We start from the raw sequence: 14,211 nt of genomic DNA, 5'->3' as shown, positions 1-14,211 counted from the left end.
ACACCAAGACCGAGGCCCCGATGGACGTCTTCGAGAACGTGCTCGTCATGCTGATCGCCGCCTGCCTGCTGCTGCAGCTCTCGCGACGTCTTGCACTGCCCTACCCGTCGATGCTGGCGCTGGCCGGCGTATGCCTGGGCGCGATGCCCTGGGTGCCGCACGTGAGCCTCGATCCGCACCTGGCGCTGGCGCTCTTCATCGCGCCCGCCCTGCTCGACTCGGCCTTCGACACCTCGCCGCGCGAGCTGCGGCGCAACTGGATGTCGCTGGTCTCGCTGGTGCTGGTGGCGGTGCTGCTGACCACCGCCGTGGTCGCGTGGGCCGGCTGGGCTTTCGCGGGGCTGCCGCTGGCCGCGGCGATCACGCTCGGCGCCATCGTCGCGCCGCCCGACGCGGTGGCCGCGGCAGCGGTGATGCAGCAGTTCCGCATTCCGCGGCGCACGCTGTCGCTCATCAACGGCGAGAGCCTGCTCAACGACGCGGTGGCGCTGCTGGTGTTCGGCGTGGCGGTGTCGGCGGCCGGCGCCGCGCATGTGCCGATGACGAGCTCGCTGCCGATGCTGCTGGTGGCGGTGCCGGGCGGCGCGCTGGTGGGCTTCGCCTTCGCCAAGCTCAATCTGCACTTCGGCGCGCCACTCTTCGCGGGCACGCGCTCGGCCATCATCTTCCAGTTCGTGATGACTTTCGGCGCGTGGATCGTGGCCGAGCGGCTACACCTGTCGCCCATCATCTCGGTGGTGGCCTTCGGCATGACGCTGGGCCAGTTCGCGCCGAAGCGCCATGCACCGCGCGACCGCGTGCATTCCTACGCGGTGTGGGGCGCGGTGGTGTTCACGCTCAACGTGCTGGCCTTCTTTCTCATGGGGCTGCAGGCGCGCGGCATCATCACGCGCCTGTCGGGGCCGCAGCTGGCGCATGCGCTGGAGTTCGCGGTCCTCGTGCTGGTGCTGGTCATCGCGGTGCGGGTGGCGTGGGTGCTGATCTATGGCGCGGCGATGCACCGGTACAAGCTGCGGCTGATCGCGCGCGGACGCAAGGTTGCGCTGCCCTCCAAGCGCATCAGCCTGCTGGTCGGCTGGTCGGGCATGCGCGGGCTGGTCACGCTGGCCACCGCCTTCGCGCTGCCGGCGGACTTTCCGGGGCGCGATCTCATCGTGCTCAGCGCGTTCTCGGTGGTGCTGGGCACGCTGGTGATCCAGGGCTTCACCATCGGGCCGCTGATCCGCGCGCTGAAGATCGAGCCCGACGACTCGCTGGACAGGGAACTCTCGCTCGCCCGCACCGCGATGATGGATGCGGCGCTCGCCGCCATCGAAGCCGAGGACGGGCGCGAGGCCGACGCCGTGCGCGACGAATACCGCGCCGCGCGCGCCCTCGCGCAGGACCAGCGCCAGCCGCAGGCCAAGACCGCGCACGACCGGCTGCGCGCCGTGGCCATCCGCGCGCAGCGGGAGGCGCTCGACTCGCTGCGCCGCGCCGGCGAGATCGAGGACGACGCCTACCACCAGCTCGAGGAGGAGATGGACTGGGCCGAACTCAGCGCCATTCCGGCGAACGACGTGCGGCTGCAGAGCGTCTGACGCGCACTGCTCCCTCTCCCCTCGGGGAGAGGGTTGGGGTGAGGGCATCGGCCTCAACGCCAAGGCCGCGCCTCATCGATGGCACAGCGCCCTCACCCTGGCCCTCTCCCTGAGGGAGAGGGGACAAGACTTTCAGACCTCCTCGTACCACCGGTCCTTCGCCAGCATCACCCGGTGGTGCCCATGCCCCGAGGGCATCATCGGAAAGCAGTTTTCCTGCGCTTCGACCTGCACGTCGAGGAAGAACGGGCCCTCGCTGGCAAGGCACTCGGCCAAAGCATCCTCCAGCTCCGCCGGGTCGCTCACCCGCCGCGCACCCCAGCCGAAGGCCTTGGCCAGCGCCACGAAGTCGGGCAGCGCCTCGTTCCAGCTGTGGCTCAGGCGGTTGCCGTGGTTCAGCTCCTGCCACTGGCGCACCATGCCCATGTAGCCGTTGTTGCTCAGCACCAGCTTCACCGGCACGCGGTGCTGCACCGCTGTCGAAAGCTCCTGGATATTCATCAGCACCGAGGCGTCGCCGCTCACGCACACGGTCAGCGCGCCGGGGTGGCCGATCTGCGCGCCGATGGCGGCGGGCAGCCCGTAGCCCATGGTGCCGGCACCGCCCGAGGTGAGCCAGCGGCGCGGGCTGTCGAAGCGCAGGTATTGCGCGGCCCACATCTGGTGCTGGCCCACGTCGGTCGACACGATGGCGTCGCGCCCGGCGAGCCCGGCGATGGCGCGCTGCAGCGAAGACATCAGCTGCTGCGGCAGGATCGAGCCGGCCTTCGGCTCGAAGGCCAGGCAGTCGACGGCGCGCCAGCGTTCGATGCGCTCCCACCACGGCGCCAGGCGCTCGGGCGCAAAGCCCTCGGCGGGCAGCAGCGCGAGCAGGCTTTCCAGGATCGCGGCGCAATCGCCCACCATCGGCACGTCCACGCGCACCACCTTGTTGATGCTGCCGGGGTCGATGTCGATGTGGATCTTGCGGGCGTGCGGGCAGAACTCGTCGAGCTTGCCGGTCACGCGGTCGTCGAAGCGCGCGCCGACGCACACCACCAGGTCGGCCTCGTGCATCGCGAGGTTGGCTTCGAGCATGCCGTGCATGCCCAGCATGCCGATGAACTTCGGGTCCGACGCCGGAAAGGCGCCCAGCCCCATCAGCGTGAGCGTGCACGGCGCATGCATCAGGTTCACCAGCTTGGTGAAGGCCTCGCAGGCCGCCGGCCCCGAGTTGACCAGCCCGCCCCCGCCATAGATGACGGGCCGGCGCGCGGTGGAAAGCAGGTCGGCCGCGCGCTGCACCATGGCCTTCGGCGGCAAGGCGGTACGGCTGGTGCGCAGGGCGCGCAGCGGGGCGGGCTCGGGGGCACGGCCCAGGCGTTGCAGCTGGATGTCCTTCGGCACGTCCAGCAGCACGGGTCCGGGGCGGCCGGTGGAAGCGATCTCCAGCGCGCGGCGCACCAGCGCGGGCACGTCGTCGGCGGCACGGACCTGGCGGTTCCACTTCGTCACCGGGCGCGACATGCCCAGCGCATCGCTTTCCTGGAACGCCTGCGTACCGATGACGGCGGTGGCGACCTGCCCGCTGATGCACAGCACCGGCACCGAATCGCTCATCGCGTCCAGCAGCCCGGTGATGGTGTTGCCCACGCCCGGCCCCGAGGTGACCAGCACCACGCCCACGCGGCCGGTGCTGCGCGCATAGCCCTCGGCCGCGTGCACGGCCGCCTGCTCGTGGCGCACCAGCACGTGGCGCAGCCGGGGCTCGCCGTGCAGCGCGTCGTACAGCGGCAGCGCCGCCCCGCCGGGGTAGCCGAAGATGGTGTCCACGCCGCACTCGACCAGGGTGTCGAGCAGTGCTTCGGCGCCGTTGCGGATGCGAACCGGCGTCGTGTCGGGGTGAAGGGACGGGGAGGACGTGGGGGGTAGGTCGAGCAGTCGCATGCCGTCAATTTTTCCGTTTCGGGCGCAGAATATGCATCTTTCTTTTGGCCCTTTAAGCTCGATTCATGAAAACCAATCGGCAAACACCGAGCGACAGCGAAGGATCTTTCGACAAGACCGACCTGGCGATCCTGCGGGTGCTCCTGCTCGACTCGCGCAAGACCCTGCAGGAGATCGGCAACGAGGTCGGCCTCTCGCCCACCAGTTGCTGGACGCGCATCAAGAAACTGGAGGCCACGGGCGTCATCAAGCGCTACACGGTGGACGTCGACCCGGCCAAGCTGGGCTATCACGACTCGGTGATCGTGCAGGTCACGCTGGAGAGCCACACCGACGAGACCCTCTACGACTTCGGCCGCACGCTCGCCACCATTCCGGAGATCCAAGAGGCCTATCTGGTCTCGGGCGACTACGACTACTACATCCGCATCGCGGTGCGCGACACGCGCGACTACGAGCGGCTGCTGCGAGAGAAGCTCTACAAGATCCCGGGCATCCGCCACAGCAAGTCGCACTTCGTGCTGCGGGTGCTGAAGGAAGCGAGCGTGCCCATCATCTGAGGCACGCCGCCGTGGCCGGGCTCAGAGCCGGATCAGCTCCACCCGGCGGTTCTTCGCCCGCCCCGCCTCGCTGTCGTTGGGCGCCACCGGCTCCGAGGCGCCCGCGCCGCGGGTGGTGAAGCGGCGCGGATCGACGCCGGCCTTCACGAGTACCGAGATCACCGCCAGCGCGCGGCGCTTCGAAAGATCGTCGTTGTGCTTCGCCTCGCCCTGCGCGTCGGTGTGGCCGACCACCGAGAGCTTCAGCGGCGGGTTGTTGCGCATCAGCTTGGTCATCTCGTCGAGGGTGGGCTGCGACTCGGGGCGGATCACGTCCTTGTCGAGGTCGAACAGGATGCCGTAGAGATTGACACGCCCCGTCTCCGCCAGGCTCTTCTGCATGGCCGTGGCGTCGAGGAACACGATCTTGTTCTCCTCCATCGCTTTGCTTTCCACCACGCGCACGAAGGCATGGTTGCCGACCTCGGCGTTGTGCTCGGCCAGCGCGATGCTGGCGTAGACGGTGCCCGAGGGGCCGGTCTTCCGCGCGAGCAGATAGCGCCCGCTCACTGCGAAATAGTTGCGCGCATAGTCGCCCCGGCTGCCCAGGCGCGGCCATTCGGGCTGGTCGAAGGCCAGCGCGAAGTCGTAGGGCGTGGTGGTGTCCACGCTGCCGTCGCGCGGCTTGTAGCACGAGCCATTGGCGGTGCCGCAGCTGAACACGATCTCGAAGCCCTTGGCCTTGAGGCTGGACTCGTAGTTGCGCTGCACTTCCAGCAGCGAGCGCTCCTTGGGCAGCCTGTATAGATAGAGCGTGACCTTGCCCTCCACCTTGAGCAGGTCGGGCTTGCCGCCGCCCCAGTTCTGCAACGGCTCCTTGATCAGGCCGACCTCGTCGTAGGCGGCGGCCTTGTAGCCGTCGAGCACCGAGCCTTCGTAGCGGCCGACGAGGGGGTTGTCCTTGGCCGGCTCGGCGGCGAAGCTGCCTGCGGAAGCCGAGATCAGCAGCGCGCCTGCGGCCAGGCGGGCAACGAGAACCATGAAGGCGGACTGTTTCATCGGCGGGCCTGGAAGATGAATGGAGGCGGAAAGCGGCGTCCTTTCCATGCTAGGCAATGCCGCCGTCGCTGTGCATTCGACGGACGGCCTATGCCGCGCACCACCCGTCGGACACCCCGCCGGGCACCCGTTGTGCACGGCCCCGGCTCGCGGCCCGCCCCGGGTCGCGGCCGTGTTAGAGGTCGTAATCGCGCGCGTATTCGACGGGGAACATAATCGCGCCCGTCTCGCGAGGGCGGGATCCGGGCTCCACGGCCCGAAGCCGCAACGCAGCGGTTTCGGGCCGGTGCAAATCACAAAGAAGCGACTTCCAAGGCAGAGCGATCTATGAGGCTTGGCAGCAAGAGCTGTTGGCGAATCGGCAGGTGGATCGCAAAGCTTTTGCTGGCCGCCGCGCCGGTACTCCTGCCTTGCGCGAATGCCGCCGAGCCGGTCGCGCAGCAATCACCCGAAGCCGACGAAGCCGTCCACATCACCCGGGCCGAGCTGCTTTCCGTGCCGGGCCGCGGCTACACCGCGCCTCCACGCAACGTGCAGGAAGCGGCGCTGCCCGAAAAGGGCTGGAGGAAGGTCAACCTCCCGTACACGGTGGGACGCGAGCTGGTGCCCGACGAAGGCAGCGGCGCACGCACCGTGACCGACTGGTACCGCATCGACCTGTCCGGAAGGGCTTCGGTGCGCGAGCCTCAGCTGCTCTATCTCCCGCGCTGGAAGACACTGGGCCACATCGCGGTGTACGGCGACGGCACCCTGCTCTACCAGTCGCATGGCAGCCCCATCCACAACGGCTACAACCATCCGCTGCTGCTGCCGCTGAACCCGACCGCCGACACGCCGCCGCCGAAGACCGTGCTGATCCGCATCGACCGCTTGCGCAACAGCGGCAGCGGCTTCTCCACCGTCTGGGTGGGCAGCGAAGAGTCGTTGAGCTGGCGCTACCAGATCCGCCAGCTGCTGCAGGTGCAGTTGCCTTTCATGGGCAGCGCCGCCTTCCTCGCGGTCGGTGCCTTCGCTTTCGCGGTCTGGGTGGGCCGTCGGCGCGAGCTGCTCTACCTGCTGTTCTTCGCCATCTCGGCGCTCGCCTTCTTCAGGACGCTGCATTACTACGCGGGCGGCAGCTACATACCGATCTCGGACGAATGGTTCGAATGGATGACCGTCTCCAGCCTGCTCTGGCTGGTGATCCTCATCCACCTCTTCCTGCAGCGCCTGCACCAGCAGCCCTCGGTGTGGCTCACCCGCATCGCGGTCACGCTGGCCGTGGCCTGCAGCGTCTCGACGCTGCCGCACCTGTCGTCGAAGATCGTCAGCCTGTACCTGTTCACGCCGCTGCTCAACCTGGCGGTACTGCCCGTGGCGGTGCTGATCTTCACCGTCAACCTGCGCAGGTCGCTGGGCACCCAGCAGACCGAGGGGCGGCTGGTGGCGGTCTGGACGGTGTTCGCGCTCGCGCTCACTTCCTACGACGGGCTGCTGCAGAACAACCTGGTGAGCCCGGAGAGCGTGTACATGTCGCCCTACGCCATCATCAGCCTGTTCTTCGTCTTCTCGTACATCATGTTCCAGCGCTACACCGGCGCCTTCGCCGAGGTGGGCCGGCTCAACCGGGGCCTGGCGCTGCGGCTGAAGGAGCGCGAGGCCGAACTGGAGCAGAGCTACCAGCGCCTTCGCGCGAGCGAGAACCAGCACATGCTCAGCGCCGAGCGCCGCCGCCTGATGCAGGACATGCACGACGGGCTGGGCTCATCGCTGATCAGCGCGATCCGCTCGGTGGAGCGCGGCGCCATGACGGAGGCCGAGATCTCCCACGTGCTCAAGGGCTGCATGGAAGACCTGCGGCTGGTGATCGACTCCATGGAAAGCGTCGACGCCGACCTGCTGCTGCTGCTGGCGACCATGCGTTTCCGCCTCGCGCCGCGCATCGAGAGCGCCGGCATCACGCTCCAGTGGGAAGTGCAGCCCGTGCCCGCCCTCGACTGGCTGGACCCGGATGGCGCGCTGCACATCCTGCGCATCGTGCAGGAGTGCGTGGCCAACGTGCTGCGCCACACGCGCGCGACCACCATCTGCGTGAGCACCACCGTTGTGGACGAAGGCGTGTGCGTGATCGTCGAAGACAACGGCGGCGGCTTCGACGTGAGCGAAGCCCTGCGGCGCGGCGGCCGCGGCCTGCGCAACCAGCAGCGTCGCGCGCAGGAAATCGGGGGCACCGTGAGCTGGGAGGCCGGCGCCGCAGGAACTCGCTTCGTGCTCTGGCTCCCGCTGGAGCGCACGGCCGGAGCCGGCAGGGTCCTGGGCGTGGCCTGACGGCTCAGAGACTCGACGCGATATGCTCGCGCAGCCACCGGTGCGCAGGATCGCGATGCCGGCGCTCGTGCCAGAGCATCGCCATTTCGTAGCCCGGCACCTCCAGCGGCGCCTCGACCACGCTCAGCCCGGGTGCGCTGCGCGCCAGCCGCTCGGGCAGCATCGCGACCATGTCGGTGCCGGCCACCGCCGACATCATGAAGAGAAAGTGCGGCACCGACAGCACCACGCGGCGTGCCAGGCCCCTCTCGGCCAGCGCCTCGTCGGTGGGCCCCGCGAAGCCTCCGCCGGCCAGCGACACCACCACGTGCTCCAGCGCGCAGAACTGCGCCAGCGTCGGCCGGCGCTTCAGGCGCGGATGGCCGGCTCGGCCGACGAGCACATAGCGCTCGTTGAAGAGCACCCGCGCGTGCAGGCCCGGCGGCGCGCCCACGCTGGTGTGGAAGAACAGGTCGATCTCGCCGCTCTCCAGCTGCCGCGCCATGCGCGAAGGCACCGCCTCCACCACCGCCAGCCGCGTGTTCGGCGCGGCGGCGCGCAGCCCGGCCAGCGACGGCAGCAGGATGGCCGACTCGGCGTAGTCGGCCGCGGCGACGCGCCAGGTGGTGCTGGCCCCGGCCGGCTCGAAGGGCCGCGTCGGCGCCACCGCGCGGCCCAGCGCCTCCAGCGCTTCGCGCAGCGGCTCGCGCAGTTCGTCGGCCCGCGCGGTGGGCCGCATGCCGCGCTGCGCGGGCAGCAGCAGCGGATCGCCGAATACCTCCCGCAGCTTGGCGAGCTGCACGCTCACCGAGGGCTGCGACAGGTTCAGCCGCTCGGCCGCGCGGGTGACGTTGCGTTCGGCCAGCAGGGTGTCGAGCGTGACCAGCAGGTTCAGGTCGAGGCGGCTGAAATTGTTCATGGCAATTCCTGGAATTCAGACTATTCATTTCCAATATATCGCCGCGGCACCTAACCTGAGGGCATCTCCACTCGAACCTTCCAGAAATCATGAACGTCCTGCTCGTCCTCGCCCATCCCGAAACAGCTTCGCTCAACGGCGCATTGCACCGCTTCATGGTCGACCGCCTCACGGCCGCCGGCCACACGGTGCGCGTGTCCGACCTCTATGCCATGCGCTGGAAACCCGCGCTCGACGCCGACGACTTTCCCGCGCGCGACACCGCCACGCGCTTCGACCCCGCCCTCGATTCGCAGCAGGCCTTCCAGGCCGGCACGCAAACCGCCGACATCGCCGCCGAGCAGGAAAAGCTGCTCTGGGCCGACGCGGTGGTGCTGCAGTTCCCGCTCTGGTGGTACTCGATGCCCGCCATCCTCAAGGGCTGGATCGAGCGCATCTACGCCTACGGCTTCGCATACGGCGTCGGCGAGCACTCCGACACCCACTGGGGCGACCGCTTCGGCGAAGGCGTCATGGCCGGCAAGCGCGCCATGCTGGTCGTGACCACCGGCGGCTGGGCCTCGCACTACGCGCCGCGCGGCATCAACGGGCCGATGGACGACCTGCTCTTCCCGATCCACCACGGCATCCTCTACTACCCCGGCTTCGACGTGCTGCCACCCTACGTGGTGCACCGTACCCACAAGGTCGACGAGGCCGCGTATGCGCGCATCACGCAGGAACTGGGCGAGCGGCTCGACACGCTCTTCACCGCCGAGCCGATTCCGTTCCGTCGCCAGAATGCCGGCGACTACGAGATCCCCGCGCTCACCCTGCGCGAGCACATCGCGCCGGGCAAGACGGGCTTCGCGGCGCACACCGCCGGCTGAGCCAGCCTCAGGGCAGCACCGGATTCGCCACCGCGTTCGCGATGGCCGCATCGGCATCCACGCGCAGCATGAAGCGCTTCGCCACCAGGTCGTTGGCGGCGGCGGTCACCGCGGCCACGTAGCCGGCCTGGTCGGTGTAGCGCTCCTGCAGCGAGGGGCGCGGATCGGCACCGCGCAGGGCGGCCGTCTTCGCGAACGGGAAGTACGAGCCGAACAGGCCCGCCTGGTCGATGCGGCCCGGCACGCCCGTGTAGTTCCAGCCGGTGTTCGTGCCCAGCGGCACGGCCACGTCGAGGCTGCGGATACCGGCGAGGTCGTTGCCGTCGGTGTCCACCTGCGGCACCAGGATCGCGTAGTCGCGGCCCAGGTAGGCCGGCGGCACCTGGGTTGCGATGCCGCTCTCGTCCTGCGGACGGTAGCTGGGGCCCCAGTCGAGCAGCGAGTAGTTGTTGACCAGGCCCGTGTAGCTCACGCCGGGAATGGCCGGGAACTTGACCTGCTGCGGCCGCACGAGTGTGGTGTCGGCGATCTTCGGCACCTGGCTGTCGGGCGGCGTCGTGCCCTTGACGACCCAGTCTTCCAGGTTCTGGTACAGCGCGCGCACCACCGGGATCACGCCGGCATTGCCGTTGGTCGCGTAGAGCGCGCCGGCGCTCGAGCCCGGCAGCGAGGCCAGGCCCAGCAGATGGTGCGTGCTCGCGTAGTAGTAGACGCGGGCGTTCGAGGGCTGCACGAGGTCGGTGGTGCCCCAGGCGTCGGTCAGCAGCGGCGAGCCCTGCAGCACGTAGAACTCGGTGCCGCTGAAGCCGATGAAGAGCTTCGGGCAGGTGCCGCTGGCCTCGCAGCGCGACAGGATGCCGCCACGGCGCTGCGCCACGTCGTCCACGTAGTCCTTCGAGAGGCCGCGCGTGCCGGCCTGCCCGAAGGCCGTGTGGTCGGCACGCACGCCGCCGCCGCCGCCCGGAATGGAGAAGCGCATGTTGATGTTGGTCTGCCGCGCCGCGATCTGCGCGAACACGCCGTCGAACACCTTCTGGCCCGCGCGGTCCTCGTTGAAGCCCAGGTGCACGAAGGTCTTCATGAAGTTGCCGCACTGCGAGACGCCGGAGGCGATCGTGTTCTTGATCGCCGCGGCCACCGGGTTCGCCGTGCCGGACGAGTCGCTCGCGTCGCGGTGGAAGAAGCTGATCATGTCGCGCAGCGCCGCGAGGCCCAGGCCCAGGCCCATGACCTTCGGGTCCTTCGCGACGTAGACCAGCTCGTACAGGTAGGCCGGGTCCCACTTGTCCTTCAGGCACACGTTCGTCTCGTCGGGCGTGCCCGGGAATGGCGTGGCGGCGCTGCACTTGGCGAACTTCCAGTCGCTCGCGGGAATGAGCTGGCGCGCATCGCCTTCGTTGATGCGACGCGTGAGCACGTAGCCGGGCTTCGTGTTGTCGAGGCTCGCGGTCGGGTAGGCCTGCATCGCCGCGTTGAACGGGCCGCCGGGCAGCGGCAGCGAATCGTTGGTGGCCGCGGTGGGCAGCAGTTCGGCGCGGTAGGTGCCGGTGATGCTGCTGCCGTCGGCATTCTTCGCGACCGGCACCTTCAGCGTGAGCTTGCCGGCTGCCGCCGGCACGTCGCCCTGCCATGCGGCCGTGAGGAACACGTAGCCGCGCGAGGCGAAGTACGGATCGAGGTTCACGATGTTGCCGCGATTCGGCGCGTCGTAGCGCAGCACGCCGCTGGCCTTGCCCATGTCCTTGGGCTTGAAGAGCACGAAGTCGGAGGTGTACTCGACCTTGCCGTTGGCGTTGAGCGGCGCGAGCTGCAGGTCCTGGATGATCGCGTTGCGCGCGTCCTTCGGGTCGACCTCGCCGGTGAAGGTACCGGTGATCTTCTCGTAGGCACCGACGCTGCCGAAGGTGCCCGCCACGTCTTCCGTCGCGGTAACGACGAGCTTGTATTTCGGCGCCGTGGCGGCTGCGGGCGGCGTGGTGGCAGGCGGCGTGCCGGTGGACGGCGGCAGCAGCAGGCCGCCCCCTCCTCCGCCGCTTCCGCCGCAGGCGCTCAGAAGAAAAAGGGCGGCCGAAGCCACCGTGGCAGCCCTGAGGCTCCAGCGTTTCATGGTTTGTCTCCTTCGTTGTGGGTCTTTGTCTGCGTGCGGCGCCGATCCCCGCTACGGCGCGTGGGCCGTCAGATCACTCGGCCTCGATGCCGGCCGCCTTCACGATGCGGCCCCATTTCTGCGACTCGCCGGCCTGGAACTTCGCCAGTTCCTCGGGCGAGCTGGTGAACACCTCCGTGCCGGTCGGCTCGTAGAACGCGGTCTTCGCGGCTTCGCTCTTCGCGGCCTTCACCAGCAGCTCGTTGAGCCGCTTGACCACGGCCGGCGGCGTCTTCGCGGGCGCGTAGGCGGCGAACCAGTAGCCCATCTCGTAGCCCTTCACACCCGCCTCGGCGATGGTGGGCACGTCGGGCGCGAGCGCCGAGCGCGTGGAGCTGGAGAAGCCCAGCGCGCGCAGCTTGCCGGCCTTGACCTGCGGCAGGCCGGTGGCGGTGTCGGTGATCATCATGTTGATCTGCCCGCCCAGCAGGTCGGTCACGGCGAGCGTGTTGCTCTTGTAAGGCACATGCAGCAGCTTGATGTCGGCCATCTGCTGCAGCAGCTCGCCCGCCATGCGGCTCGATGAACTGCCGCTGCCGAAGCTGTACTTGCCCGGCTCCTTCTTGGCGAGCGCGATGAACTCGGCCACGCTCTTCGCGGGGAAGCTGGGGTTCACCACCATGATCTGGCCGCCCTTGCCGAGCGCGGCGACGGGCGCGAAATCCTTCACCGGGTCATAGGGCAGCTTCTTGAACAGGTGCTCGTTGGCGGCGTGCGTGGTGTTGGTGGTGATGAGCACCGTGTAGCCGTCGGCCGGCGCCTTCGCCACGCTCTGCGAGGCGATGAAGCCGCTGGCGCCCGCCTTGTTGTCGATGACCACGGCCTGCTTGGTCTCCGCGGTGATCTGGGTGCCAAGCGCGCGCGCGATCTGGTCAGTGGCGGTGCCGGCCGCGAAGGGCACGACGAAGGTGATCGGCTTCTCGGGAAAGGCTTGCGCCTGTGCCAGCAATGGCACCACGGCCAGCGCGGCGGTCAGCACGGTGAGGGGGAATCGCTTCATTGTCTTGTCTCCGTATGGAATGGCTTGGGGAAGGAAAAAAGGGTTGCCGCTACGGCCCCGCCAGCAGCGGCACCAGCTCGCGCGGCACGCGCACCGGCATGTCGAGCAGCAGGAAGGAAAGCGCCTTGCCGTGCGCATCGAGGTTCAACGCGTCGTTGACGCCGCCGTCGAGCACCGCGTCGAGCACGAAATTCATCGCACTGAGCTTCGGCAGCAGGAAGCGCTGCACCTGTGAGGGCGAGCGGTGGTGGAACTGCGCCGCCACGCGCTCGGGCGTGAGTTGCTCGACCAGCATGGGATACAGCTGCGCATGCCAGGCGATGACGCTGATGTTGGAGCGGTCGCCCTTGTCGCCAGTGCGGCCGTGGGCGGCGCGGTACAGCGGCACTTCGATGGTGTCTGCCGTGTTCGTCATGCCAGTTCCTCCTGCGAGAGCAGCGCGAAGCGCACCGGTATCGCCTCGCGCGGCAGCAGGCACGACAGCGTGTTGAGCCGCGGCGTGAGCGCGGTGCGCACGCCGCCGCCGCCCGCCGGGCCGCAGGTGTAGAGCGCCATCACCTCGCGCGCCAGCCGCTCGGCTTGCGCGCGCTCGGTGTGCGAGGCCGCGACGCGCAGGCGCACGTCGCGCAGGCCGGCATCGGGCGTGTCCGCCAGCGCGCGGCCGGCGTCGTCGCCGAAGATGCTCAGCGCGCCGATGAGGTCCACGCGCAGCGAGAGGCCGTCGAGGCGCTTCCTCAGCACCTCCGCCGCGAGCCGCGCACGGGCCTCGGCACGCGGGCCGGCGTAGGAGATCTCGCCCTCGGCCAGCCAGCCGCCTTCATGGCACACGTTGACCTTGTAGCGCTCAGGCCGCGCATGGCCGCGCACGCCCGAGAGCGCCACTCGCTCGATGCCGTCGAACGCGTGCACCTCGGCCTCCGAGATGTCGGCGACCACGTCGGGGGTCAAGTAGGCGGCCGGGTCGTGCACCTCGTAGAGCAGTTGCTCCTTCACCGTCGGCTCGCTCACGAGGCCGCCGGTGCCGTCGGCCTTGCCGATGGTGCAGCGGCCTTCGGCGTCGATCTCGGCGATGGGGAAGCCGACGGACTCCAGGCCGGGCACGTCCTTGTAGCCCGGATCGGCGAAGTAGCCGCCGCACACCTGCGCGCCGCATTCGAGCAGATGGCCCGCCATGGTCGCGCGGGCGAGCCTGTTCCAGTCGTCGGCGCGCCAGCCGAAGTGCGACATGGCCGGGCCGACCGTGAGCGACGGATCGGCCACGCGGCCGCACACCACGATCTGCGCGCCCGCGTCGAGCGCGGCGGCGATGGGCTCGGCACCAATGTAGGCGTTGGCGCTGACCACGCGCAGGCCTTCCATCCGTGCGCCCAGAGCTTCCTGGAACATCGCGCGATGCTCGGGCCCCGACAGGTCGTCGCCCTCCACCACCGCGATGCGCGGCGCGCTCGCGCCCAACTCGCGCGCCATGCGTGCGATGTGCCGGGCAGCGGCACGTGGATTCGCTGCGCCGAAGTTGCTGACGATGCGGATGCCGTGCGCCAGGCAGCGCGCCAGCACGGGCCGCAGCATGGGGTCTAGCAGCGGCTCGTAGCCCGCCTCGGGGTTGTCGCGCCGGCGCAGCTGGGCCAGCGCGAGCGTGCGTTCGGCCAGCGTCTCGAAGATCAGGAAGGCGCGCCGGCCTTCGGGCCCTGCGGCCAGCCGCGCGATCAGCGTGTCGACCACCGGTCCGGCGGCGTCGGTGCGGTCGCCCGAGAAGCCTGCGGCGCAGCCGATCAGCAGCGTTGGCGTGTCTATGGGATTCATCGCCGTGCACTGTAGGCAGCGTGTTCTCATCCGTAAAATCGAAAATACGGATCGATTGATCTGCTTTTCAAATAAGAAGCCAGC

The 14,211-nt window shown here is 69.1% G+C and carries 11 protein-coding genes; 4 read left to right on the top strand and 7 right to left on the bottom strand.

What is annotated here, in order from left to right:
* Nucleotides 1–20: 20 nt before the first annotated feature.
* The gene (locus ABL838_RS12590) at nt 21–1,580 is read left to right on the top strand and encodes a cation:proton antiporter (RefSeq protein ID WP_418125525.1); all 1,560 of its coding nucleotides are present in this window, start codon (nt 21–23) and stop codon (nt 1,578–1,580) included.
* 132 nt (nt 1,581–1,712) lie between these two features.
* Here the strand turns inward: ABL838_RS12590 and ilvB are convergent, their stop codons facing one another.
* Nucleotides 1,713–3,506 carry a biosynthetic-type acetolactate synthase large subunit gene (ilvB, locus tag ABL838_RS12585; RefSeq protein WP_126018661.1) on the bottom strand — a complete coding sequence of 598 codons (1,794 nt, stop codon included), beginning with the start codon at nt 3,504–3,506 and terminating at the stop codon, nt 1,713–1,715.
* Between the two features lie 65 nt (nt 3,507–3,571).
* Here ilvB and ABL838_RS12580 point away from each other — a divergent pair, with 65 nt between their 5' ends.
* A complete protein-coding gene (locus ABL838_RS12580) occupies nt 3,572–4,066 on the top strand; it encodes an Lrp/AsnC family transcriptional regulator (protein WP_184641982.1) in 495 nt (164 codons plus the stop codon).
* A 21-nt stretch (nt 4,067–4,087) separates the two neighbouring features.
* On the opposite strand, the gene ABL838_RS12575 is transcribed toward ABL838_RS12580, so the two are convergent.
* Nucleotides 4,088–5,104: an OmpA family protein gene (locus tag ABL838_RS12575; RefSeq protein WP_369658510.1), complete on the bottom strand. Its 1,017-nt coding sequence runs from the start codon at nt 5,102–5,104 to the stop codon at nt 4,088–4,090.
* A 381-nt stretch (nt 5,105–5,485) separates the two neighbouring features.
* On the opposite strand from ABL838_RS12575, the gene ABL838_RS12570 reads away from it, so the two are divergent.
* Entirely contained in the window at nt 5,486–7,411 is a 1,926-nt protein-coding gene (locus ABL838_RS12570) for an ATP-binding protein (RefSeq protein ID WP_418125524.1), read from the top strand.
* 4 nt (nt 7,412–7,415) lie between these two features.
* On the opposite strand, the gene ABL838_RS12565 is transcribed toward ABL838_RS12570, so the two are convergent.
* Nucleotides 7,416–8,309, bottom strand: a complete 894-nt coding sequence (locus ABL838_RS12565; RefSeq protein ID WP_418125523.1) for a LysR family transcriptional regulator — start codon at nt 8,307–8,309, stop codon at nt 7,416–7,418.
* Between the two features lie 89 nt (nt 8,310–8,398).
* Between ABL838_RS12565 and ABL838_RS12560 the strand changes: the two genes are divergently transcribed.
* Nucleotides 8,399–9,178, top strand: coding sequence for an NAD(P)H-dependent oxidoreductase (locus ABL838_RS12560; RefSeq protein ID WP_126018652.1), 780 nt, complete (start codon nt 8,399–8,401; stop codon nt 9,176–9,178).
* A gap of 7 nt (nt 9,179–9,185) precedes the next feature.
* Here the strand turns inward: ABL838_RS12560 and ABL838_RS12555 are convergent, their stop codons facing one another.
* The 4 genes from ABL838_RS12555 to ABL838_RS12540 all read right to left on the bottom strand — a co-directional run bounded on the left by ABL838_RS12555 (nt 9,186) and on the right by ABL838_RS12540 (nt 14,127).
* The gene (locus ABL838_RS12555; RefSeq protein ID WP_418125522.1) at nt 9,186–11,285 is read right to left on the bottom strand and encodes an alpha/beta hydrolase domain-containing protein; all 2,100 of its coding nucleotides are present in this window, start codon (nt 11,283–11,285) and stop codon (nt 9,186–9,188) included.
* Nucleotides 11,286–11,358: 73 nt separating this feature from the next.
* Nucleotides 11,359–12,324 (bottom strand): Bug family tripartite tricarboxylate transporter substrate binding protein, encoded by a 966-nt coding sequence (locus ABL838_RS12550; RefSeq protein ID WP_418125521.1) that lies wholly within the window; start codon nt 12,322–12,324, stop codon nt 11,359–11,361.
* 49 nt (nt 12,325–12,373) lie between these two features.
* Nucleotides 12,374–12,739: a hypothetical protein gene (locus ABL838_RS12545; RefSeq protein WP_418125520.1), complete on the bottom strand. Its 366-nt coding sequence runs from the start codon at nt 12,737–12,739 to the stop codon at nt 12,374–12,376.
* Nucleotides 12,736–14,127 (bottom strand): acyclic terpene utilization AtuA family protein, encoded by a 1,392-nt coding sequence (locus ABL838_RS12540; protein WP_418125519.1) that lies wholly within the window; start codon nt 14,125–14,127, stop codon nt 12,736–12,738. The genes ABL838_RS12545 and ABL838_RS12540 overlap by 4 nt, the downstream gene beginning before the upstream one ends.
* Nucleotides 14,128–14,211 lie beyond the last annotated feature (84 nt).

The organism is Variovorax sp. 160MFSha2.1, assembly GCF_048305075.1.
Lineage (GTDB): Bacteria > Pseudomonadota > Gammaproteobacteria > Burkholderiales > Burkholderiaceae_C > Variovorax > Variovorax guangxiensis.
The sequence above is the reverse complement of the archived record's forward strand: the minus strand, read 5'-3'. Positions and strand labels throughout refer to the sequence as shown.